22 protein-coding genes and 3 pseudogenes are annotated in these 22616 nt (G+C 44.0%); 11 read left to right on the forward strand and 14 right to left on the reverse strand.

Annotated elements, in window-relative coordinates; all coding sequences use genetic code 11:
• Positions 1–175: 175 nt before the first annotated feature.
• From O9300_RS07455 to O9300_RS07470, 4 genes and pseudogenes are all read right to left on the reverse strand, one after another.
• Positions 176–448, reverse strand: a complete 273-nt coding sequence (locus O9300_RS07455; RefSeq protein WP_002788612.1) for a lipopolysaccharide assembly protein LapA domain-containing protein — start codon at positions 446–448, stop codon at positions 176–178.
• Between the two features lie 165 nt (positions 449–613).
• A pseudogene (locus tag O9300_RS07460) lies at positions 614–769 on the reverse strand (IS4 family transposase); the annotation flags it as partial.
• Positions 767–961: pseudogene (locus tag O9300_RS19660) on the reverse strand (IS4/Tn5 family transposase DNA-binding protein); the annotation flags it as partial. The pseudogenes O9300_RS19660 and O9300_RS07460, both read right to left, overlap by 3 nt.
• 137 nt (positions 962–1098) lie before the next feature.
• On the reverse strand, positions 1099–2028 hold the full coding sequence (locus O9300_RS07470; protein WP_287971016.1) for an NAD(P)H-dependent glycerol-3-phosphate dehydrogenase: 930 nt from the start codon (positions 2026–2028) through the stop codon (positions 1099–1101).
• 129 nt (positions 2029–2157) lie between these two features.
• On the opposite strand from O9300_RS07470, the gene O9300_RS07475 reads away from it, so the two are divergent.
• Entirely contained in the window at positions 2158–2589 is a 432-nt protein-coding gene (locus tag O9300_RS07475) for an NUDIX domain-containing protein (RefSeq protein ID WP_002799564.1), read from the forward strand.
• A 60-nt stretch (positions 2590–2649) separates the two neighbouring features.
• On the opposite strand, the gene O9300_RS07480 is transcribed toward O9300_RS07475, so the two are convergent.
• The 3 genes from O9300_RS07480 to O9300_RS07490 are packed head-to-tail and all read right to left on the reverse strand — an operon-like array spanning position 2650 to position 5536.
• Entirely contained in the window at positions 2650–3867 is a 1218-nt protein-coding gene (locus tag O9300_RS07480; RefSeq protein WP_287971018.1) for an ABC transporter permease, read from the reverse strand.
• A gap of 1 nt (position 3868) precedes the next feature.
• Positions 3869–4006, reverse strand: a complete 138-nt coding sequence (locus tag O9300_RS07485; protein ID WP_287971020.1) for a hypothetical protein — start codon at positions 4004–4006, stop codon at positions 3869–3871.
• A 51-nt stretch (positions 4007–4057) separates the two neighbouring features.
• Positions 4058–5536: an efflux RND transporter periplasmic adaptor subunit gene (locus O9300_RS07490; protein ID WP_287971022.1), complete on the reverse strand. Its 1479-nt coding sequence runs from the start codon at positions 5534–5536 to the stop codon at positions 4058–4060.
• Between O9300_RS07490 and O9300_RS07495 the strand changes: the two genes are divergently transcribed.
• The 4 genes from O9300_RS07495 to O9300_RS07510 all read left to right on the forward strand — a co-directional run bounded on the left by O9300_RS07495 (position 5478) and on the right by O9300_RS07510 (position 8331).
• Entirely contained in the window at positions 5478–5624 is a 147-nt protein-coding gene (locus tag O9300_RS07495; RefSeq protein ID WP_172456657.1) for a hypothetical protein, read from the forward strand. The genes O9300_RS07490 and O9300_RS07495 overlap by 59 nt on opposite strands.
• A gap of 34 nt (positions 5625–5658) precedes the next feature.
• Complete coding sequence (locus tag O9300_RS07500) at positions 5659–6540, forward strand: tetratricopeptide repeat protein (RefSeq protein WP_287971024.1); 882 nt, start codon at positions 5659–5661, stop codon at positions 6538–6540.
• 209 nt (positions 6541–6749) lie between these two features.
• A complete protein-coding gene (locus tag O9300_RS07505) occupies positions 6750–7517 on the forward strand; it encodes a hypothetical protein (protein WP_287971027.1) in 768 nt (255 codons plus the stop codon).
• A complete protein-coding gene (locus tag O9300_RS07510; RefSeq protein WP_287971029.1) occupies positions 7510–8331 on the forward strand; it encodes a hypothetical protein in 822 nt (273 codons plus the stop codon). Before O9300_RS07505 ends, O9300_RS07510 begins: the two co-directional genes overlap by 8 nt.
• Positions 8332–8370: 39 nt before the next feature.
• Here O9300_RS07510 and O9300_RS07515 read toward each other — a convergent pair whose 3' ends face one another.
• From O9300_RS07515 to O9300_RS07525, 3 genes are all read right to left on the reverse strand, one after another.
• Positions 8371–8583: a type II toxin-antitoxin system HicA family toxin gene (locus tag O9300_RS07515; protein ID WP_004268323.1), complete on the reverse strand. Its 213-nt coding sequence runs from the start codon at positions 8581–8583 to the stop codon at positions 8371–8373.
• Between the two features lie 2 nt (positions 8584–8585).
• Positions 8586–8780, reverse strand: a complete 195-nt coding sequence (locus tag O9300_RS07520; RefSeq protein ID WP_002784633.1) for a type II toxin-antitoxin system HicB family antitoxin — start codon at positions 8778–8780, stop codon at positions 8586–8588.
• Between the two features lie 310 nt (positions 8781–9090).
• Positions 9091–9357, reverse strand: a complete 267-nt coding sequence (locus O9300_RS07525) for a hypothetical protein (RefSeq protein WP_046661765.1) — start codon at positions 9355–9357, stop codon at positions 9091–9093.
• 1283 nt (positions 9358–10640) lie between these two features.
• Between O9300_RS07525 and O9300_RS07530 the strand changes: the two genes are divergently transcribed.
• Positions 10641–12389: a CHAT domain-containing protein gene (locus O9300_RS07530; RefSeq protein ID WP_502846390.1), complete on the forward strand. Its 1749-nt coding sequence runs from the start codon at positions 10641–10643 to the stop codon at positions 12387–12389.
• A 421-nt stretch (positions 12390–12810) separates the two neighbouring features.
• Here the strand turns inward: O9300_RS07530 and O9300_RS07535 are convergent, their stop codons facing one another.
• On the reverse strand, positions 12811–13998 hold the full coding sequence (locus tag O9300_RS07535) for a glycosyltransferase (protein WP_287971034.1): 1188 nt from the start codon (positions 13996–13998) through the stop codon (positions 12811–12813).
• A gap of 152 nt (positions 13999–14150) precedes the next feature.
• Here O9300_RS07535 and O9300_RS07540 point away from each other — a divergent pair, with 152 nt between their 5' ends.
• The 3 genes from O9300_RS07540 to O9300_RS07550 all read left to right on the forward strand — a co-directional run bounded on the left by O9300_RS07540 (position 14151) and on the right by O9300_RS07550 (position 19236).
• The gene (locus tag O9300_RS07540) at positions 14151–15374 is read left to right on the forward strand and encodes an NAD(P)/FAD-dependent oxidoreductase (RefSeq protein ID WP_287971037.1); all 1224 of its coding nucleotides are present in this window, start codon (positions 14151–14153) and stop codon (positions 15372–15374) included.
• A 30-nt stretch (positions 15375–15404) separates the two neighbouring features.
• Positions 15405–16607 (forward strand): S-layer homology domain-containing protein, encoded by a 1203-nt coding sequence (locus O9300_RS07545; protein WP_287971039.1) that lies wholly within the window; start codon positions 15405–15407, stop codon positions 16605–16607.
• 403 nt (positions 16608–17010) lie between these two features.
• Positions 17011–19236 carry a heavy metal translocating P-type ATPase gene (locus O9300_RS07550; protein ID WP_287971040.1) on the forward strand — a complete coding sequence of 742 codons (2226 nt, stop codon included), beginning with the start codon at positions 17011–17013 and terminating at the stop codon, positions 19234–19236.
• On the opposite strand, the gene O9300_RS07555 is transcribed toward O9300_RS07550, so the two are convergent.
• Together O9300_RS07555 and O9300_RS07560 are read right to left on the reverse strand one after the other, a co-directional pair.
• Positions 19192–19323 carry a hypothetical protein gene (locus tag O9300_RS07555; protein ID WP_287971042.1) on the reverse strand — a complete coding sequence of 44 codons (132 nt, stop codon included), beginning with the start codon at positions 19321–19323 and terminating at the stop codon, positions 19192–19194. The two genes, O9300_RS07550 and O9300_RS07555, sit on opposite strands and share 45 nt — an antisense overlap.
• Positions 19310–19681: a four helix bundle protein gene (locus O9300_RS07560; protein WP_002784626.1), complete on the reverse strand. Its 372-nt coding sequence runs from the start codon at positions 19679–19681 to the stop codon at positions 19310–19312. Before O9300_RS07560 ends, O9300_RS07555 begins: the two co-directional genes overlap by 14 nt.
• Before the next feature lie 194 nt (positions 19682–19875).
• Here O9300_RS07560 and hemE point away from each other — a divergent pair, with 194 nt between their 5' ends.
• Together hemE and O9300_RS07570 are read left to right on the forward strand one after the other, a co-directional pair.
• Positions 19876–20928, forward strand: coding sequence for a uroporphyrinogen decarboxylase (gene hemE / locus O9300_RS07565; RefSeq protein WP_069474777.1), 1053 nt, complete (start codon positions 19876–19878; stop codon positions 20926–20928).
• Positions 20929–21087: 159 nt separating this feature from the next.
• Positions 21088–22035, forward strand: coding sequence for an NAD-dependent epimerase/dehydratase family protein (locus O9300_RS07570; protein WP_287971044.1), 948 nt, complete (start codon positions 21088–21090; stop codon positions 22033–22035).
• Positions 22036–22417: 382 nt separating this feature from the next.
• Here the strand turns inward: O9300_RS07570 and O9300_RS07575 are convergent.
• Positions 22418–22616 (reverse strand): annotated as a pseudogene (locus O9300_RS07575) (IS1634 family transposase); the annotation flags it as partial.

Raw genomic sequence — 22616 nt, forward strand, 5'->3', positions numbered from 1 at the left:
CAAACCGCCGACACCATCGGTCAAAGCATGGGGGCATCGCGGCTGGGGTTGTCTCTTTCATCGCCGATTTTTCAACGTAAAGTGCTTACTCTTTAACGATTATACTCGATTTGATCTTTATTTGGCGTTTAAGTCCCACTAACCCCACCAACAAACTTTTTGCCGCAAACCCTATCTAAAAATCAAACTCGTCTAACCCTGGTTGTGGGGGAGGAAAGCGACTGCGAGGAGATTTTTTCGACTTTCTCAAAAAAGCGGGGATAAATGCGGCCATAAAAAATCCAATTCCCAAAGAAAAAGCCAATAAAACACCGATAGGTACTTTAATTGACTCAAATTGTAGAAACTTTAAAGAAACTGGTTGGATATTTTGAATAGCAAAAACTGCCATGGTCATAATCCAGCCGCCGACAATAGCACTAGCTAAAAAATTACTAATTGTATTCATGCTTGTCCTCGCCATGTTTGTGGGAGATTTTTTCAGGTTTTGTAGGCTAATTTCGCAGTTAGCTCCCTATTAATACCATTTTTCTTTATTCGTGGCCCTCCTATCCATTAGTCGCATCTTTCTTAACATAAAATTTGACAAAAAGAGAAAAGTGTGCAAGATTGCTCAAGGGGGTTCTATGGGGGAACTAATTTGATCAGATAGTTTCCAAGTCTGGCTGATATCATCTAACCTTCCCAGTCCTAACCAAATAGTTTTAACACTAGGTTCACCGTCGCCTTTTCTACCTAAAAAACCCCCAAGAGAAGCAATCATTCTCACCGCTGAAGGTTGAAAATAGGGTGAATTCCCAAAATCAGATGTGGCACTTGCGGCGGCTAGATTTGCCGAGGCTTATGACACACTTGTACTAGGTTGCCTAGCCAAGTTTTCCACGATACTGATTAACCTTTTCTTTCTTCTCGTGTCCCCTAGGTCTGCATACTGTAATTCTTGGGCTGCCCATTTCTCCATTTTTTGCTTACCTCCACCTTGATTCCTTCTTTCAAAACTATACCTATCAATCGGTTACCCTTTTTTTAAGTTTCTTCTCTTTTTGTTAAGAAAGCTCTGACTAACTGATTACTGATCACTGAAAAATCTCTTGTCTCTTAATCAAATTCTGATTTTAAATCCCGACGCATTAATTCATAAACGGCAACTTGGGGAGAAATTTCCCCGCGCAAAAGACGCTCAACTTGGCAGGTAATCGGTACATATAAATTTTTTTCTTGGGCAATTCTCATCAAAACTTCTGTGGTATTTATTCCCTCGGCAGTTCCCTCTAACTTCCCTAAAATCTCAGGCAAAGATAAACCTAAAGCTAATTGATAACCCACTTGATAATTGCGAGATAAAGGACTATTACAGGTGGCTAATAAATCCCCTAAACCCGATAAACCGAAGAAAGTTTCTTGACAACCTCCTAGACAAGTTCCCACCCGAACTATTTCTGGTAAAGCGCGAGTTAACAGGGCAGATTTGGCATTAGTACCTAACTGTAAACCATCGCAAACCCCAGAAGCGATCGCCATGACATTTTTGAGAGTGCCACCTAACTCAGTCCCCAAGGGATCGCTATTAAGATAAACCCGAAAAGATTCCCCAGATAATAATTTTTGTAACAATATTGCTGCTTTTTGCAGATAACTTGCTACCACCGTCGCAGCGGGTAAACCTTGATTAATTTCTTTAGCTAAATTGGGACCGGAAAGAACCACAAGGGGATTAGCGGGAAAAGCTTGATTCCACAGATGAAAAGGGGTACGAGTGGTGATTGGCTCTAATCCTTTAGTAGCGGTGACGATAATTATGCGAGAATTTAATTGTAATTGCTGTAATTTTTCGATCGTTGGAACAACTCCTTTAATCGAAACTGCTGAAATAATTACCTCAGTATCTGCTATAATAGCCCCTAAATCTTCCCCAGTATGACGCGACCAAACCCTAACAGCTAAGTGATTAAGTCTAGCCAAATTAGCGAGAGTTTGTCCCCAAATTCCCCCACCTATAACCGTAATTTTCTTGGCATTTTCTAACAACTTTTATTCCCCTCCTTATTAGTGATCCCTGATCAGTGACTGGTTAGAAATGATTCGATTTCAAGGTTATGAGTCTTAAATGAAATTATTCACCGATTACTGATAACTGTTCACTGATAACTGAAAAAAATGACAAACTATCGCAATCCTGCCCCCACTGTTGATATTATCATCGAACTGATCGACTCGCCCCACCGTCCGATCGTACTAATTGAGAGAAAAAATCCGCCCTTTGGCTGGGCAATTCCGGGGGGATTCGTGGACTACGGTGAATCAGTGGAAACGGCGGCAATTCGGGAAGCTTACGAGGAAATCAGCTTGCAGGTGCAGTTAATCGAGCAATTTCACGTCTATTCCGATCCTAACCGCGATCCACGTCAACACACCATTAGTATCGTTTTTATCGCCACGGCAAAAGGCCAACCGATCGCTGCCGATGATGCCAAAAAAGTCGGGATTTTTCATCTCTGGGAATTCCCCCAACCTTTATGCTTTGATCACGATCGCATTCTCAATGATTATCGTCGTTATCGGGATTATAAAATTCGTCCCACACATTAGACCCCAAACTAGCCATAAAAGCAATCCTTGCCAAAAACGTCCCCGAAAAACCTTAAAAAATTAGACACTTCTGAGGGCGACAATCGGCTCCAATTTAGAGGCACGATAGGCGGGAAAAACGCCGAAAAAGAGACCAATACCCGTGGAAACGCTCAAAGACAGGGCGACGGCGGTGGCGGAAACAGTGGCGGCCAGGGGAGAGAAACTGGAGACGAGAACGATCGCTCCTGCACCGACGAGAATACCAAGCGCACCGCCGGCGATGGAAACGAGAGTTGATTCAATCAGAAATTGTAAGAGAATATCCTGTTCTCTGGCTCCGATCGCTTTTCTTAGTCCGATTTCCCCGGTTCTTTCCGAAACCGAAACGAGCATAATATTCATTACCCCGATACCACCGACAATCAGGGAAATACCGGCGATTAAAGCCAAAAGTAGGGTGAGACCCTGGGTAATCGTGCCGAAGATTTCGATCATCTGTTTAGCAGTTTCGACGCGAAAATCATCCTCAGCGACGATTTTATGGCGTAAACGCAGGAGATTCTGGATTTGGAACTTAGCGGCGCGGATTTCCTCCCCCGATCGCGCGGTGAGACTAATCCAACTCAACTCGACACCGTAGGGTCCGGTTTTGCCCACCAGTTGCGAGTTCATGGTGCTAAGGGGAATAATCAGCATTTCATCCTGATTATTGCCAAAAAAGGAGCCTTTCGCCTCTAAAATCCCGATCACCTCAAAACTGAGATTTTTGATCCGCAGCTGTTGACCAAGGGGATTTTGGGTGGGAAAAAGTTGCGCTGCCACTTCAGTGCCGATCACTGTTACCCGTTTGTTGCGGGCTAGATCGATATTATTGATAAAACGACCTTTTTCTAGGGTAAAATTGCGGACAGAAGCGTATTCTGGGGTGCTTCCCGTGACTAGAGCCGTCATGTTGCGATTACGATGGGAAATCAGGAAACGAGCGTTTATTTCCGGGGCGACTTCAGCGACGGTGGGAACCTGTTCGGCGATCGCCTGAGCATCGGCTAAAACCAAGGTTTTCGGTAAATTAACGGTGGTATTGCGTGCTTGTCGCGACCCCGGCACCACAAAAATGGTATTGGGTCCCAAGTTAGCAAACTGGTCATTGGCTAAGGTTTGCGCCCCTTGGCCAATACCGATCATGGCCACTACTGAAGCGTTACCGATGATAATTCCTAACATGGTCAGGCCGCTTCGCACTTTATTGGCCCCTAGGGTGGAGACGGCCATTTTTAAACTTTCGATGATAAACATATCAGTTATCAGTGGGGTGTGGGGTGTGGGGTGTGGGGTGTGGGGAGAATAAATAAAATAATCTCCTGTCCCTGAATCCTGTCTCCTGAATCCTGTCTCCTGAATCCTGTCTCCTGAATCCTGACTCCTGCCCGATCATAAAAAAGACAATTTGGAGATATTTGTTAAGAAAAATTATTGAGATTTTTGATTATTTTTGATTAGTTTTCGAGGTATCTTCGGCTCCTTCGGGGAGATCGATAAAGACCTTTTCTCCAGCTTCCAAACCTGATAAAATTTGGGTTTTATCGTCTAAGACCAAACCGATCGAAACGGGTTGAAAACTGGGTTTATTTTCGGCATCGGGAACTAAAACCCCTGACTTGCCTTCCCGGGTGACAATGGCGACAGTCGGCACGACGAGGGCATTATCTAACTGCTGGCCGACAAAAGTTACATCCACATTCATTTTCGATTTGAGTTTGTCCCGTCCCGTCACCAAACCGATTCTCACTTCAAAAGAAGTAACATTATCCTCGATAATTGCTTCAGGAGCCACGAGAATAACTCGACCTTCAAAGACTTCTTCAGGAAAAGCATCGGCGACAATTCGCACTGGTTGGCCGCGCTGCAATAAACCCACATCTACTTCCGGCACTTTAGCAATCACTTCCAATCCCGATGCCAGGGCGATAATCGAGGTGGAAGTGGCGGAAGCGGTACTGGAGGCCGAAGTGGTGGGAGTGACAAAAGAACCCTCGGTGGCGTATTTTTGGGTGACGATGCCATCAAAGGGAGCAGTAATGACTGTATCGCGGTATTGAATCTTGATTTGCTCTAAATCGGCCCTGGCGGCCGCTACAGATGATTCTAGTCGAGCAAGCTCGGTTTCTTGGGTTTTTTGGCGTTGTTCGAGGGCAAATTTCGCTTCTGCGATCGCTGCCGCTGCTCCTATCATTTCCTGCTCAATTCCGGCCACTTCTGGGGAAGCGGTTTTATCCGCTTGTTCCAAACGGCGGATCGATTCGTCTAAATTGGCTTTAGCGTTGAGATATTCATTGAGGACGGCATCAAATTGGTCTTGAGCGATCGCCCCTTCCCGGACTAAATTTTCATTGCGTTTAACCCGATTTTCTGCTAGTCGAAAACGGGATTGGGCTGCTTGTACCTGAGCTTGCAGTTGGTCTAAATCTTTCGGAATTCTTTCTTTGGCCTGAGCTAAACGGGCTTCTAATTGCTTATAACTGGCCTGGGCCTGATAAAATCGGGCTTGTAATTGCCGGATATCTTCGGGAATACTGCGTTTAGCCTGTTCCAGACTGGCTAGAGCTTCCCGCAGATGCGCTTCTGACTGCATTCCTCGGGCATACACCTCTAAATTATCCATGACGGCGAGGGTTTGTCCCTTTTTAACAATCATGCCCTGATCCACCAATAATCGCACTAATCGGCCGGGGTTTTTCGGGCTAATGTTGACACTTTGGATTGGTTCCACCCTACCACTAGCTTTAATTTCCACAGCGAGGGTTTCCCGTTGAGCAGGAACGGTCATTTTCGCCAATTCTAGGCTAGGAGGAGGTGTTTGCAGCAAGCGATAAGAAACCACTCCCACCGCCAGAAAACCACTAGCCATGAGTCCGAATATCCAAAATAGGGGGCGATTTGATTTTCCCAACACGGTTATTGCCATCGATCAGCCAAAAGTTAATTGGTTATATACTAACGTCTCTAGAGCTGCCTTTGTTGTTTCTTTAGCCAACAACTCCCAAGCGAGATAGACTGATTAAAAAAGGCCTATCGCGGGGGTAAACTGTGCCAAAACTTAGATTAATCATTTCTTTGCTCATTTTTTTCGTCGCTGGCAGCCCGCCGGCTTTTTCCCAAGCGCTACTCCCCTACGCCATCGAACCGGAGTTAGAACAGATGGAACAAGCGGGAATTGAAATCGCCGAAGATGCCATCCAATTAGCTCGTTTTCGCCGTACCGATGCGGCCCTCGGACGGGCTAAGTTAGCGGTGCAGTTAGCCCCCCATCTCTATCAAACTTGGTTTATTCTCGGTAGTTTATATCTGCAAGACGATCAGGTGCAACTCGGTATCGAGGCATTAAATCAATCTTTGTCCATTGCTCCCGCCGATGCCCACGCTAATATTAAATTTTCCCTCGGTAGTGCCTATTTTCAGAATCAGGATTACAAGTCTGCTATTGCCCAGATTGAAGCGGGTTTGCAAATTAAACCCGATATCTCCCCCGCTCTTTTTGATCTCGGTAATTCCTATCTCAAGTTAGCACAATATCCCCAAGCGATCGCAGCTTACGAAAAGGCTGTTAATCAAGATAAAAATTTTTGGCCCGCTATTAATAATATTGGTTTAGTTAAATACGAACAGGGTGATAAGGAAGCCGCTCTTAAAGATTGGCGGGCCGCTTTGAAAATCGATCCTAAACAGCCGGAACCTCAGTTAGCTATTGCGGTGGCTATTTATAGTCAAGGGAAAACTGAGGAGGGCATCAAATTAGCTCAGGCCGCTCTCACTAGCGATAGTCGTTATGTAAGTCTGGAATTTTTAGGGGAAAATCTCTGGGGTAAACGTCTTCTGCAAGATACGGAGAAAATGTTTAATCATCCTAAAATGAAAGATTTTATCGCTCGTTTACCACAACCAACCCCCGAAGTGGAGGAAGAAAATTAAGCTGATAGCAGCAAGCATTAAGATAACCCCTTAGTTAATTGGCTAGGAATTCTTGAGGCTTGCTCTAACTAATTAGGGCTGGCTGAATATCGGTAGCAGCTTTGCTAAAAAATGGTTTTGGGACTTTATTATCAAAACAACAAACTTTTTGCCGCAAACCCCACATACAGTACAATTATTACAGTTAAGGGTTTGAAAGGCCTAGGATGATGGCAAAGCAATCAAGGGCAATTGCGGTGACAGAACATGATAATAAATGTCCCGAATGTCTGCACTTGGAGATTTTGGGAGAACCCCTTGCGCTTGAGTCTAAGGGTGTTTTTTCCCGTTTCAACAAGTCTGAACCAGAGGCGTTTGCCCTATCGGTGCGGATTAATTTTAATGAGCAGTGGCTTGATTTTCGCTTTGGACGGGTTAAGTTTGGTTTGCGGGGGGGAGAGTTACGCTTAAAACTGGAGAATGGCCAAATGCCTTCTGAGTTGAGAAATGAAGCGTTGAAAAAGATTTTAGCAAGGGAGTTGGAGATTGAACGTCAGTTAGGAGGAGAACAGGAAAACAAGTCTCAACTAGAAGGCTCTATAACTCCTGATTTATCGAAAGCAAACTTAAAGGGAGTTAGAGAACAGCGTCGGAAAGAGTCCCGGGGAGATAAGTTTCAGCTTAAAATAGCGCAAATTAGTCACAAGGGAGCAAATAATCAGCCTGTGTGGGTGTTCGAGAATAGGACAGGTGAGCCTGTTTTGATTGGGGAATTAGCGGATTCCCTGGGTAAAATGTTAATTGCGGGTGTTCCCTGGAGCGTTGAAGCGACATTTACTCATGAAATGCGTCAGGTTGTGATTACGGGTTTAGAAAATTTATTTAAAGATGATATTTCTGGACACAAATTAAACGTATTTGAGTTAGCAGTAGCTAAGTTATTTTTAAAGCATAAAACCCAGCCCTATCTAAGTCGTCAGGTATTACGTTATGAGTGATGCAGATTTTATTCGAGAAGTTGAAGAACTGTACCTGCGTCTTGCTAATGCAGATACAGATGATCTGGTTGAGTTAGCTAAACTTGCGGGTTTAGACCCTAAAACAGATTTAGCCGACTCTGTTTGGGTTCCCTATCCCAGCGTTGGGGAATTTCGCCAGAACACCTTAGCGGCGGCGGTGCTGACAGATTATCTAGAAGAGCATGGGATAGAGGTAGATGCTGCGGCGGCTGATAATGCTCAAGTGGTACTACCCAAGCTAGGTAAACTGGAAGCTGTGTTGATTCCTCAAGACTCTGGTGAAGAACTGTTAGATTTAAGCCAAGTTAGGGTCAATATTGACCTAAATCCAGCAACATTGGCCTATATTTTAGTCGAGTTAGGGGAAGGAGGAGCTTGGTTAACTGGGGTTCTGTTGAGTTCGGACCTGCGTCAGGATTTCCCAGAAGGCGGCGCGGTGTCCTTGGCGATGAGGAAACCTATATCGGCGCTGTGGGAGGCTTACCGTCGGTGGGAAAACTGTCAGCAAATCATGGCGCAGTATATCGATAAACAAGGCTGGTCAGCGGAACAGCGATCGGAGGTAATCACGGTGTTAAACTGGGTCTGGGACTATCGGCAGGACTATGAGCGTCCGACGCTATTAGGGGACTTTTTAGAAGAGAAGGCCAGCGAGAATCATGAGAATTTTAAACCCTTAGTCTCGCGTCCGGAAGGGGTAAGGGAAGCAACGCCTGAGCCGTCTTCAGTGGGTGCGGTGGACTGGCTAGAGGTGGCGATGGATTTGCTTGATGAATTGGGAAAATTTATTTAAAAAATAATTATGAAAAGCATTAAAATAATTGTCGAAAAGCTATAAAAGCTTTTTAAATTCTTCAATGGTCAATCCAGCATCGTTAACAATTCCAGCCATAGTATAAGCATTAACCGGATTGGCTCTAGGAATGACAATAATACGCTTCCCATTCGCCATCGTAATATGTTTACCTTGTCTAATGACTTGAAAACCTGCTTTTTCTAAGGCCTGAATTGCTCTTAAATGATTTATTCCTGGAAGTTTTGGCATAATTATCCAACTTCTACATAAAGAGATTCGTCATCTTTATTTAGTTCTTCGACTGTCTCTAAGTAGAGTTGAATGGCATCCTTGATATTTTCTAAAGCTTCCTCTTTAGTTTCCCCTTGTGACCAGCACCCCGGTAAACTTGGACACCATATCGCATATCCTTCCTCGCTCTCTTGTAACCTTACTTTATAGCGCATACTTACCTTTTAATTTTGACTATTATCATTTGTAATTATATCCCACTTTTCGCCATCTGGGAAACCTGCGCCCAAATGTAACATATAGTCATTTCAAATAAGGTTGTAGGGGCGAAGCATTCGGGCAATAACCTATCGCTGAAACCGTAGATTTCTTATCCGAATGCTTCGCCCCTGCGGGAGTGCTTACTGACAATAATAGTGAGATAGGTGAGTCTTGTCTCATTCTTAGTTGAAATAACTATATCTTGGGAACTGTAATAGGCGAATAAAATACTGCTATCTGTAATAATTTTGGGGGGATAATTTGTCATGAATGATCTTGCTGATGGTGGTTTTGGATATATTCTGCCACTACTTTTTTGCGGTTTTCTCGCAATGACAAATCAGGTGGAGCATTTTCTAAAAGATGCTGAGGATGACCTCCCCGGCGTTGTAATAAAGTTTTACGCGGTTTTAAGCTTTGCCAATGTTCGTAAATGAGTTTTTTCAGAAGTTCTTCTGAGCTAATATTCTCTTCGGAAATGATGTCTGCTAGATAGTTCTCGGTTTCTCGATCTAGATTAATGGATAACATTGTTACTTCATGGGATAAATCAACATCTTTGATTATAGCTTAAAATCTATGATCGCACTCACCCCCCATCCCCAATTGAGTTTGCTAGAGAAAAATTCGGGGTACGGGCGAAGCATTCGGATAGGAAATCTAGGGTTTCAGTAATAGGTTATTGTCCGAATGCTTCGCCCCTACTCAATCATCTAACAATCCGTCGTAACGCACCACATCTATCATTAATTTATTTGGTGCGTTACGCTATCGAAGGGCGCACCCTACTAAAAACTTCATGGGATAAATCAACATCTTTGATTATAGCTTAAAATCCATGATCGCACTACAGATAATCGCACTCACTCCCCATCCCCAAATGGTAAAATGTAGGGTGCGTTAGACGGCGACAATTTCTGCTTAAACTTAAATCTAACAATCCGTCGTAACGCACCACATCTATCATTAATTTATTTGGTGCGTTACGCTATCGCTAACGCACCCTACTAAAACTAAAAACAATCATGAACGAAGCAAGAATAGAAGCTTACTTAGCCCTAATCCAAGCGCTCCTCCAGTGCGAAAATGGTCAGGAACCAGCGCTATTACAAGCTAATGCGGAATTACTTGATGCAGGCTTAGTCGCTGTGATGAAGCAGTATGCAGACTTCTTAGAACAGCAAGGAGACAGCAATAACGGGAGATGGTTGCTGAATATAGCGCAACGGTTAGAGCAAATTTTAGACCCGCCAAGAGATAACCAAAACCTCTACATCAGTTTTTTACAAACCCTACTGCAAACTGTCGAGGAAAGTCGCGGAAACCGCCAAGCAATTTATCCCCTGCTCGACAATAACCTCCATCTCTTAGATGAAAACTTAGTTAACCTCCTCCGTGCTTGGGGAAATGATACCAAGGAACAAGCCAGTCCAGAGGAAACTTACGGACTAGGGGTACTCCTCTATCGTCTTGCTTATGCTTTTCATGAATTTCCTAAAGGTAATCCACGCATTAACCTAGCCATTGCTGTCTATGGATACGAAGTTTGCGCCGCAACTGAACGCCAACCGGGATTAGAAAGGGATTTAGCCCAAACCCTCACTAATCTGGGCGTAGCCTACCACACCCAAGCCGAACTGGGTCAAGAGCCGGTAGCCAACCTAGAACGGGCGATCGCCAATTATCGAGAAGCACTTTCCTTTCTCAACCCCGCTCTCTTACCTGCTGACACCCTGAGAACTGGGCGCAACTTAGGCAATCTCGGTTTCCGGCAGGGTTGGTGGGACATTGCCTTAGAAGGCTACACCGTCGCCGTGGAAGCCGTTGAACAAAGCCGCGCCTGGGCAACCAGTGAAGCCCTTCGCCAAGAGATTGTCCGCGAGTCCATCGGCGTTTATGAAAACCTGATCCAAGCCGCCGTTAACCAAGGCGACCTCTCCCTGGCGCTGCGAACCGTCGAACGTTCCCGCTCCAAACGCCTCGCCGACCTGATCGCTGTGGGCGACCTCTACGCCGATGGGCGCGTTCCCCCAGAGATCCAAGCCTGGTACCAGCAGGTTAAGGATAGCCGTCAGATCCAATCCCAACTCCGTCAAAAACCCCTCGACCAGCCCGGATTCACCCAAAAACCCCAACCCTACCCCATCGGTAACACCCGCGCCATCGTTGCCACTAAACAACTCCACGCCGCCGAAGCTGCTGAACGTCAAGCCTGGGACGCTCTCTACCGCTTTGATGCCATCACCGCCCAACTTCAGCAACCCCAACCCCAACCCCGACTCGATGAGCTAACGGCGCTGCTTCCATCTCCCCAGACCGCCCTCCTCAGCTTCTACACCACCGCCACCCATACCCACATCTTTGTCCTGCGTCGCCCCTCCCAGGATGGCGGGGAAGGGGTCAACTGCCACACTATTCCCAATCCCCCGGAGTCCGCCAACGACTTGCAAAACTGGCTGATCGACAACTGGGTTAACCCCTACATTGCGATTAATCAAGCAAAGACCCCCCAATCCCGCCAGCAGCGTCGGGATGAGTGGCACCAAGCTATGGCCACTCGTCTGCAAGAACTGGCAACCCGCCTGCAATTCGACACCCTCATCCAACAGCACCTCCAGGGCATCACTGAGTTAATTCTGATTCCCCACCTGTTCCTGCACCAAATTCCCTTCGACCTTCTACCCACCGCCCAAGGTCAACTACTGGGCGATCGCTTTCGCCTTCAGTTTGTCCCCAGTACGAAAATTCTCGGACTGTGCCAAGAGCGATCGCAACCGACTCCCGACACCCTGGGGATTGTGGAAAACACCACAGAGGATTTGCCCTATACTCCCCTAGAGTGTGAGTGGGTCGCCCAAACCTGGAACGTGCCTCGCCAACGGCGGCTACAGGGGCGCACAGTCACCCCCGACTCTTATCTGCAATTGCTGAAACAAGTGCAGGCTTTGCTCTCCAGCCACCACGCCACCAGCCGCCCCGATGATCCCCTCAACTCCCACCTCGTCCTAGCCGAAGAGCAAAAAGTCACCCTCCGGGATTTACTTAGTCCCCTGTGGCGTTTCCCCGAATTGTCGGAAGTGTTTCTCTCCTGTTGTGAAACTGGTCTCAGTTTTGCCGGTTTCCGAGATGAAGAGGGAAACCTGCGACGGGAATTACTGGACGAACCCCTCAGCTTGGGTACAGGCTTTCTGCTGGGGGGCGCTCGTGCTGTGATCAGTAGCCATTGGGCGGTGGCTGATCGAGCGACGGCGCTGTTTTCGCGGGAGTACCATCGCGCCCGGCGGGCCGGAGAGGAACGTTTAACGGCTCTACATCAGGCTCGCCAAGCGTTGCGGGAGACTTGCCAAAAAGACTGGCGGGACAGTTTAGATGCCGATTTGAAGCAGGCTTATCAGACTTGGCAACAACTGCGCCAAACTAAGGATCCCAACGTCAATGCTGCTCAAGCCAATTATCAGAAAATCGGCGAATTGATCAAGTGGCTCGACGAATTTGCTCCCGACGCAGTGCCTTTTCAGGATTATCGTTACTGGGGGGCGTTCTATTGTCTGGGACTTCCTTAAAATTATGAATTATTTCCTTGTTGCAAGTAAAACGTAGGGTGCGTTAGACGGCGATAATCTCTGCTTAAACTTAAATCTAACAATCCGTCGTAACGCACCACACCTATCATTAATTTATTTGGTGCGTTGCAAGTAAAACGTAGGGTGCGTTAGACGGCGACAATCTCTGCTTAAACTTAAATCTAACAATCCGTCGTAACGCACCACACCTATCATTAATTTAACTTTATTATAACATATAATTAATTTGCAAGAGTTCTTATCTATCATTAATTTATTTGATGCGTTACGCTATCGAAGGGCGCACCCTACTACTACTAATTATTGTACTGTAAAAGGATAATGCTGGGTTTTTAAAGGTTCCAATTTTAACAGGTCAAAAGCCCTATTTTAAAAGCTTTTTACCATTATTCAGCAAACCCTAATTAGGATAAACTCGCCCTTTCCAACCTCCCCCTTGACCGCGCCAATAACGCAGGGCAGAATCGACGGTCATTAAACTATAAAAGAGGGCAATTAGGGGTAAAGTTAAAGCCCGCAGGGGGGATAATTTATATAGTCTTAAAGTCGGGCTATAGGAGAGGGCGATTAGTAATAAAGTGACGGTGCTAATTATAATAATTGATGTTTCTTTTAAGACCAATCCCCAGATTAAGCCCAAGGGGGCGGCTAAATAGGTTAAAAACATCCCGAAAATTGTCCCGATTAACCAAAGTGTTGAGTAATTTAGTTGTGTGAAGGCGGTGCGGGCTACCATATTCCAAATGCTTGCTAAATCAGGATAGGGACGGAGACTATAGGTGCTTTCTGTTAATCCTAACCAGATGGAACTCTCGTTATTTTCTGGGTAATTTTGCAGATATTTTTTAACCGCAATCGCCAAGGAACAATCATCAATTAAAGCTTGTTTAAGAATCTCAATACCGCCAATTTTTTCTAGGATATCTCGGCGAATTAAAATGCAACCCCCAGCGGCGGCTGCTATCGGGGAATTAGGATTATTAACTAGGGGAAAAGGATAGAGTTTCTCGAAGAAAAAAACAAAGGCAGGAATAAGAAATCTTTCCCAAAAACTGTCACAGCGTAGCAACACCATCAGGGAAACTAAAGCTTGTTTTTCCTGTACTGCTTTAGTAACTAATTGGGTTAAATTATCCGGTGCGTGGGCAATATCAGCATCGGTGAAGAGAAAATAATCGGGAGCGAATTTCTCGGTAGCCTCTTTTATTCCCTGTTTCATTGCCCATAATTTACCCGTCCATCCTATCTCTAAAGGCTGTCCAGAAATAATAGTTATTTGTCCAGATTTATGATATTTATCGGCAATTTTTTGGGCAACTTTTCCCGTGCCATCACTGCTTTGATCGTCAATTAAAATAATCGAAAATTCCCCTTGATAATCTTGGTTAAAGAGGGAAGCTAAACTGATAGGTAAAACGTCGGCTTCGTTTCGTGCGGGGATAATTGCCGAGACTTTGGGATAATTTGTTAAGGGAGAAGTGACAGGATTAATTTTTTGGTTAGATAGCCAAAATTGTCCCCTGGCTAAGATTAAATATAACCAAATTATCAGCGATAGGAAAGTAACTAATAATAAGAAAAATGTCATAAGCTAGTCGGCCTTTTGATGAGGGAATGGGGAACAGTTTAAAAAGAGTATCAAATTTAGATGCACAACAGCTTCATAAGTTTGGGGTTTAACAGAGGGCGATTTAGGGTAAAATAAAAGCAAGTTAGCAAGATTAGGCGAGGGAGTAAATCATGGATTATGATGTCGTAATTATTGGGGGCGGACCGGCGGGAGGTCACTGTGGTAGATTATTAAGTGAAAAAGGTTATCGTGTTCTTTTGGTGGAACAACATTCTAGTTGGCAAGATAATAATTTTTCTAGTGCCGCTTCTCCCCTAGAAATTTTAGAACAATTCAATCTCCCCGAAACCGTGGTGGCTAGGTTTTGGAAAAATATCGAAATCATCTCCACCAGCATACATCATTTTTGGTCATCACCGCAACCTTTAGGGGTAGTTTTTGATTTTGCCAAATTGCGAGAGTTTTTAGCCGCAGAAGTGCTGCGTTGGGGGGGAGAAGTTCGTTTAGGTTGTCGTTATCTGAAATATCAACAGATGGAGGATCAGCTAACTGTTTTCTTGAAATCAAAAGGCGAGGAAATCGAGACAGTTACTACTCGTTTATTGGTTGATGCCACGGGATACGCTAGAGCAGTTATGTATAAACACAGACGAGAAAAACCTGATTTTCTAAAAGCAGTGGGCATTGAATATTTAATTACTGTGCCAGAAGGAGATTATCAAAAATATCAAGATAATTTAGTGTTTTTTCTCGGTCATAAATGGAGTCCTAAAGGTTATGGCTGGATTTTTCCTATGGATAATCAGCAATTAAAAATAGGAGCCGCTTGGTTAGAGGGAGAACATCCTTATATTGATGAAGTTAAGCCTTTAAAAAGTTATATTATCGAGATAATAAAAAACTACATGAAGTTAGATAATTACGATTTACTAGATCAACACGGTTCCATCGTAGAATATTCCTGTGGATTGCAAGATATTTACTATAAACAACCAAATATTATCGCCATAGGTGATGCAGTTTCAACTATCAATGCTTTAGGAGGAGAGGGAATTAGACACGCGATGAAAGGAGCGGAAATTGCCTGTCAATACATAGAAGAATATTTACAGGGAAAATCGAGTAGTTTTGCCGCGTATGAACAGAGGATGCAAGAATATTTTCAACCAAAATGGAATTTATCCGATCGCCTCAGTCGCAAAGTTTATTTAGAATATAGTGATGTGCGTATCGATCAAGGAGTATCCTATCTCAAGTATCTTTCCACTCAGGATATAATCGACATTTTATTTTACTACAAATTTGAAAAATACACAAAAGGGTTAGGAGGATTTCTGCTGGGGAAATTACGTCAATGGTGGCACCGAATTTTCCCTAGTCAAAAACCTGAGTAAATAGGCTAGGATAAAGCTAAGGAAACAATATTGGTAAAGACCGTGAGTAAGTTTATTCGCTACAGTACAATGATCACCCTGCTGGGTATTTTAGGAGCCTGTAGTGGCAATCCTGCCCTAGAAAATCGTCTGGCTGCCGATCCTAATCTACAAACAAATCCCATACCAGAAAACTCTCCTAATAACCAGCAATTACCCGCAAATTTTCCCGCAGAAATTCCTCGATATAGTCAATCAGAATTATTATCAGTGCAGACAAATCCTGATAATACTGGTGGACAAACCCGTTGGCAATCCAACGATCCCAGCAATGCGATCGAGGCTTTTTATCAACAGGAATTAGTTAATAATAATTGGGAAATTATCACTCCCTTTTCTGGGGAAGGAGTCAATAGTACCTTGACAGCCCGTCGAGATAATTTAGAATTAACTATCACCATAACTGCCACTTCTCCCAATACGGAATATAGCCTCGATTATCGTCCAACGGGAACCCCGATTGCTTCCCCTAGTCCCTCCCCTATTTCTTCCCCCTTACCCAATCTCAATCCCACCAGTTTTAACGATCTCGAATCCTTACCTAATCCCTTAAAAAGCCACATTCAAGACTTAGCTAGATTAGGAGTATTAACAGGTAATAACAATCAGTTTAACCCTAATAATACCATAACTCGCCGAGAATTTGCTCGCTGGTTGTTACAGGCTAATAATGCCATTTATGCCAATGTAGCGGGTAAACAAATCCGTTTAGCTACTCCCAATAGTTCCCCAGCTTTTAGTGATGTTAAAAATAACGATCCCGATTATATTTATATTCAAGGATTAGCGGAAGCGGGGTTAATTCCCTCTCCTTTAACGGGAGATAGTAGCGCCCTTTTATTCCGTCCCAATGCTCCTTTAACCCGGGAAGATTTAATCGCGTGGAAAGTGCCATTAGATATCAGAAAAGCTTTACCGAGCGCCAATCTTGATACGATTAAAAATACTTGGGGTTTTCAGGATACTAATAAAATTAACCCGCAGCTGGTGCGCGCTCTTTATGCCGATTTTCAAAATGCTGAACAAGCTAATATTCGGCGAGTTTTTGGTTTTACTACCCTATTTCAGCCAAAAAGACCGGTAAATCGCGCTGAAGCTGCCGCTGCTTTATGGTATTTTGGTTTTCAGGGTGATGGTGTTTCCGCTGCCGATGCTTTGCAGGGTCAAGATACGCAACAGAGTGGGGTTAATTAGGGTTTGCGGCAAAAAGTTTTTCCTGGGGGCAGGGTGTGGGGTGTGGGGTGTGGGGTGTAGGGTTTTACCGATTTTGAGGGGGTCAATTACCTAATTTTCAGGGAAAAAGTCCAGGAATTTTCCCCCCGATCACTCGCATATCCGGTACTTTTTGATTGACAAAAAGTCTAAAAGTCTTACCCAACAAGGTTTTTAGATTTATTCAGCAAGCCCTAATTGAAATTTGTCCATAAAAACTAAGGGTGTGTTAGGAAAATACAGACACTCTTTTTGACATTTCTTCATATCTATTCAGAAAAATTAACAAAGGATTCTTGACCCTGCAGCTGGGGTAATATTTTATCCTAAAGATATAACTCTGCTGCAGGGGATTTTCTTGCTGACTTCCGCTGCTATTAACATTATGACCCATCAAACTCTCAAACTCGCCGGGATGAGTTGCGCTGGTTGTGCTAATTCGATCGAACGGATAATTAAATCTATCCCCGGAGTGATTCGATGTCAAGTTAATTTTGGCATGGAACAGGTGGATGTGGACTATGATCCCAAGCGTACCGATCTTAACACTATTCAAGCAAAAGTTAGGGATGCCGGTTTCCAAGCTACACCGATAACGGAAATTAATCTCGAATCCAGGCCAGAAAAAGAACTTCTCACCAAACTATCGATCGCTATTGTTATTAGCATTATACTTTTTATCGGTTCTTTGCCGATGATGACGGGTTTATCTCTATCTTTTATTCCCCACTGGTTACACGCTCCCTTATTCCAATTAATTCTCGCTACTCCCGTCCAATTTTGGTGTGGTCAAAGTTTTTATAAAAATGCTTGGAAAGCCTTTAAAAATCGCACTGCCACCATGGACACTTTAGTAGTTTTGGGAACCAGTGCCGCCTATTTTTATTCCTTGTTTTCAACCTTCGGGAGCGATTTTATCGAAAAACAGGGGTTTGATTCCCATGTCTATTACGAAGCATCAGCTATCGTCATTACTCTGATTTTACTCGGTCGTTTCCTCGAAAAACGTGCCAGAAAAGAAACAGCCGCCGCTATTAAACAATTAATGAGATTACAGGCAAAAACTGCTAGGGTGATTAGGGAAGAACAGACGCTAGATCTACCGATCGAAGAGGTAAAAGTAGGAGATATAATTTTAGTGCGTCCGGGAGAAAAAATTCCCGTCGATGGCATAATTATCCAAGGCAGTTCTAGCATTGATGAATCGATGGTGACAGGGGAAAGTTTACCCGTGCGAAAAACCGTCAATCAACAGGTAATCGGGGCGACAATTAATAAAACTGGTAGCCTACAAATGCAAGCGTTACGGGTGGGAAAAGATACGGTTTTAGCTCAGATTGTCCGATTAGTGCAAACCGCGCAAGCATCAAAAGCACCTATACAAAGATTAGTCGATCGAGTGACTGCTTATTTTGTGCCGGTGGTGATGATTATTGCTGTAATAACTTTCTTATTTTGGATTCTCCGCACGGGTAATCTCACCCTCGCTTTGATTACAATGGTGGAAGTCTTAATTATCGCCTGTCCCTGTGCGCTAGGATTAGCTACACCCACCTCGATTATGGTGGGAACAGGACAGGGAGCAAAACAGGGAATTTTAATTAAAAATGCCGAAAGTTTAGAATTAGCCCAGGGCATTACTACTATTGTTCTAGATAAAACCGGAACTCTCACCCAAGGTAAACCAACGGTGACGGACTTCTTGACTCGCGAAGGGGTGAGGGATGGACGGGAATTATCGCTGCTGCAGTTAGTCGTGTCGGTGGAGAATCATTCTGAACACCCGTTAGGAGAAGCAATAGTTAAATATGGGCGGTTAAACGCCATTAAAACCCTAGAAGTAACCGAATTTGACTCAATAACTGGGGCAGGAGTGCAGGGAAAAGTCGGGTCGGATTTAGTGCAAATTGGTACACAACAATGGTTAGAACGTCAAGGGGTTGAAACAAAAGTTCTTAAAAAAGTCGCCCACGATTGGGAATGGCAGAAAAAAACCGTGGCTTGGATAGCGGTTAACGGGCATTTAGAGGGGTTGCTCGCCATTTCCGACGTTTTAAAACCTTTTTCTTCTTCAGTGGTCGCCAAGCTCAAAAAAATGGGCTTAGAGGTGATGATGATGACGGGGGACAACCTCGAAACCGCAGAAGCGATCGCCAGCGAGTTGGGTATCCGGCGCTTTTTTGCCGCACTCCGTCCCCAACAAAAAGCCGAAAAAATCGAATATTTGCAGAAAAAAGGGAAAATAGTCGCCATGGTTGGAGATGGCATCAATGATGCGATCGCATTGGCGCAAGCGGACTTAGGTATTGCCATTGGCACGGGGACCGATGTAGCGATTGCTGCAAGCGATATAACCTTAATTTCGGGAGATTTACAGGGAATTGTGACTGCTATTGAGTTAAGTCGGGCAACAATGCGAAACATCAAAGAAAATCTCTTTTTTGCTTTTATTTATAACCTGATTGCCATTCCCATCGCTGCCGGAGTCCTCTATCCTTTTCTGCTCAATCCGATTATTGCCGGTGCTGCCATGGCTTTAAGTTCCCTTTCCGTGGTGACGAATGCTTTACGATTGCGTCGAGTTCATCCCAGGGTGGGGAGTGGGGTGTAGGGTGTGGGGTGTAGGGTGTGGGGTGTGGGGTGTAGGGTGTGGGGTGTGGGGTGTGGGGTGTAGGGTGTGGGGGTTATTTATTTTCAAGAGCGCGAATCAAAGTTAGCAGGAGTCGGCCTACTGATTCACATTGATTAAGAATAGGATTGACGCTCTGAGGGGAAGCTAGTTCAACTCTTTGAGAGATTAACCAATGAGTCTCCAACTCTTTGAGAGAACCTTGAGCTATGTACAAAAATTGGATGTATTCTCCCCTGGTTTTGCGTCCATACCCCTCGGCAATATTCGCTGCTATTGACACCGAAGCTCGGCGAATCTGTGTTGTCATCCCATAAAGCTCTTCTTTGGGAAAAGTTTTAGTGAGACGATAGCAACTTTCAGCTAAATTTACGGCCTCCTGCCAAACTCTTAAATCTCGGTAAGATTGAATTTTTGAATCCGCCATAGATTTTATCAACTTATCCCTATAGCCTACACTCTACACCCTGTCTCAACCCAAAAGATTGTACTACAATTTCCAGTACCCAGTTTCAATGCAAAGGGAGATAATTTTCGTTAACAATTCTTAAGGAAAAACTAGAAAAATTAGCTGTACGGGGGATGATACCGTAGAAAAGGCAATAGAATAATCATCCTGATATGACTGACTCCCCTGAAATACCTTATTTATTACGCGCTGCCAAAGGAGAAATCTTACCCCGTCCTCCCGTGTGGATGATGAGACAAGCAGGACGTTATATGCAGATTTATCGGGAATTGCGGGATAAATACCCCAGTTTTCGGGAAAGATCGGAAAATGCCGATTTAGCAATCGAAATCTCCCTGCAACCCTGGCGCGCTTTTCAACCAGATGGGGTGATCATGTTCTCCGATATCCTCACTCCCCTGGCGGGAATCGGTATTCCCTTTGATATTATCGAAAGTAAGGGGCCGATTATCGATTCTCCCATTCGTACTCAAGCGCAGGTGGACCAACTTAATCCCCTCGATCCCGATCAGTCTTTACCTTTTATCAAAACGATTTTAAAAACCCTACGTCAAGAGGTGGGAAACAAATCCACTGTCCTCGGTTTTGTCGGAGCGCCTTGGACTTTAGCAGCATACGCAGTGGAAGGGAAAGGTTCTAAAAGTTATTCTGTGATTAAAGGGATGGCTTTTTCGGAACCCTCGGTACTGCACCAATTTTTAGATAAATTAGCGGATATGATTGCCACCTATGTCCGTTATCAAATCGATTGTGGGGCGCAAGTGGTACAAATGTTCGACTCTTGGGCGGGTCAATTAACTCCCCAAGATTACGATGTTTTTGCCTTACCCTATCAACAAAAAGTAGTTCGTTTGGTGAAAGAAACCCATCCCGATACACCGTTAATTCTCTACATTAGTGGCAGCGCCGGCGTTTTGGAAAGAATGGGTAAATCGGGGGTTGATATTATTAGCGTCGATTGGACCGTGGATCTGGCCGAAGCGAGACAGCGTTTAGGTAAATCGATGATGGTTCAAGGTAATATCGATCCGGGGGTTTTATTCGGTTCCCAGTCTTTTATTCGCGAGCGGATTATTGATACTATTCGTAAAGCAGGTAATCAAGGTCATATTCTTAATTTAGGTCATGGTGTTTTGGTGGGAACTCCTGAAGATAACGTGCGTTTCTTCTTTGAAACCGCTAAACAATTTAGTTATCAGGACTAGGGAACAGGGAACAGGGGATGGGGAAATGGGGGAATGGGGGAATGGGGAAATGGGGGAATTCAACTAAAACCCTAAAACCCTAAAACCCTAAAACCCCAACACCATTTTTACTTTTTACTTTCAAACTGTCCCCTAAATTCTGCCGGATCAATTAAAATAATGAAAAAAATATTTCTAACGGGTGTGAGTGGCTGTATTGGGCATTATATCGCTGAGATTTTACTGGAAAATCCCGACTATGAAGTATATTTTTTAGTGCGTAATCCAGAGAAGTTAAAATTTACTTACCAAGGGCGATCAAATGTTCATATACTTTTAGGCGATATGGAAAATATTGGGGTATATGCCGATCTTTTAAAAACAATCAATATAGCGGTTTTAATCGCTACCAGTTGGGGAGGAGAGGAGGAAAGTTATCAGATTAATGTGGTAAAAACCCTAGAATTAATTAGTTATTTAGATGCTCAAATCTGCGAGAAAGTCCTCTACTTTTCTACCGCCAGCATTCTCAATCAAAATAATCAACCTTTGCCCGAAGCTGGGGAAATAGGAACTAATTATATCCGCACTAAATATATTTGTTATAGTAAATTTGCTCACCTAGAAATTGCCAATAAAATTATCACTTTATACCCCACTTTTGTCTTAGGTGGTGACGAAAATAAACCCTATTCTCATATCTATGGGGGTTTACCGGATGTGTTGAAATATATCGGTTTAGTGCGTTGGTTTCAAGCTGATGGCAGTTTTCATTTTATCCATGCCAAAGATATAGCTCAAGTGGTGAATTATTTAATCGAAAATCCCGCACCAGAAAGCAAAATTGTCCTAGGCAATCAACGCACAACAGCTAACCAAGCAGTGGAGGAAATCTGTACTTATTTAAACAAAAAAATCTATTTTCGCATTCCTTTATCTTTAACCATTGCTAACTTTTTTATCAAAGTTTTTAACTTGCAGATGGAACCATGGGACCGCTTTGCCATGAATTATCGCCACTTCACCCACGTTAAAACCTATACTGCTGCCGATTTTGGTTTAAAAAACTATTGTTCCACCCTCGATGATGTTTTAGCCTTGCGAGGAATTCCCCGAAAAAAACCCTAAGTAGGGTTTGCGGCAAAAAGCTTTTCCTGGGGGCAGGGTGTGGGGTGTGGGGTGTGGGGTGTGGGGTTTTACCCATTTTCAGGGGGTCAATTACCTAATTTTCAGGGAAAAAGTAAGTAGTCATGCAAAATAAATTTCCTAGTGAAGACAGGCAAGAGGCAATAGGCAAGAGGCAAAAGCTTTATCGAAATGTGTAATTAATTTTGCTTAGGTACTTACCTGAATTTTCCCCCCAATCACTCCAAAGGTCGGCACTTTTTGAGGGAAAACAAGTCTAAAAACCCTATCCAACAAGGTTTTTAGATTTATTCCTGGACTTCCCCGTTGACAAAAAGCCATAACCTGTGCTGTAGAAGGGATTAAAAGAATTTCCGCCGCCCCGTTACTGGGTACAAATCAGGGAAACTCCCAATAAATCTAACGCTTTTTGTTGCAGTTGGGTCGGTCGAGTTATCTTAGAAAAACGATAACTTCCCTCCCTAATCGTACATTCCACTGTATTCAAGCAAATTGTCCCCAAGTCTTCCAACAAAGTCCGAAAACTATGCACAGGGAGGTTCTCTTGATTCCGTTTTTTTCTC

The sequence above is a fragment of the Microcystis sp. LE19-195.1E genome (assembly GCF_027532095.1).
GTDB classification, from domain to species: Bacteria; Cyanobacteriota; Cyanobacteriia; order Cyanobacteriales; family Microcystaceae; genus Microcystis; species Microcystis aeruginosa.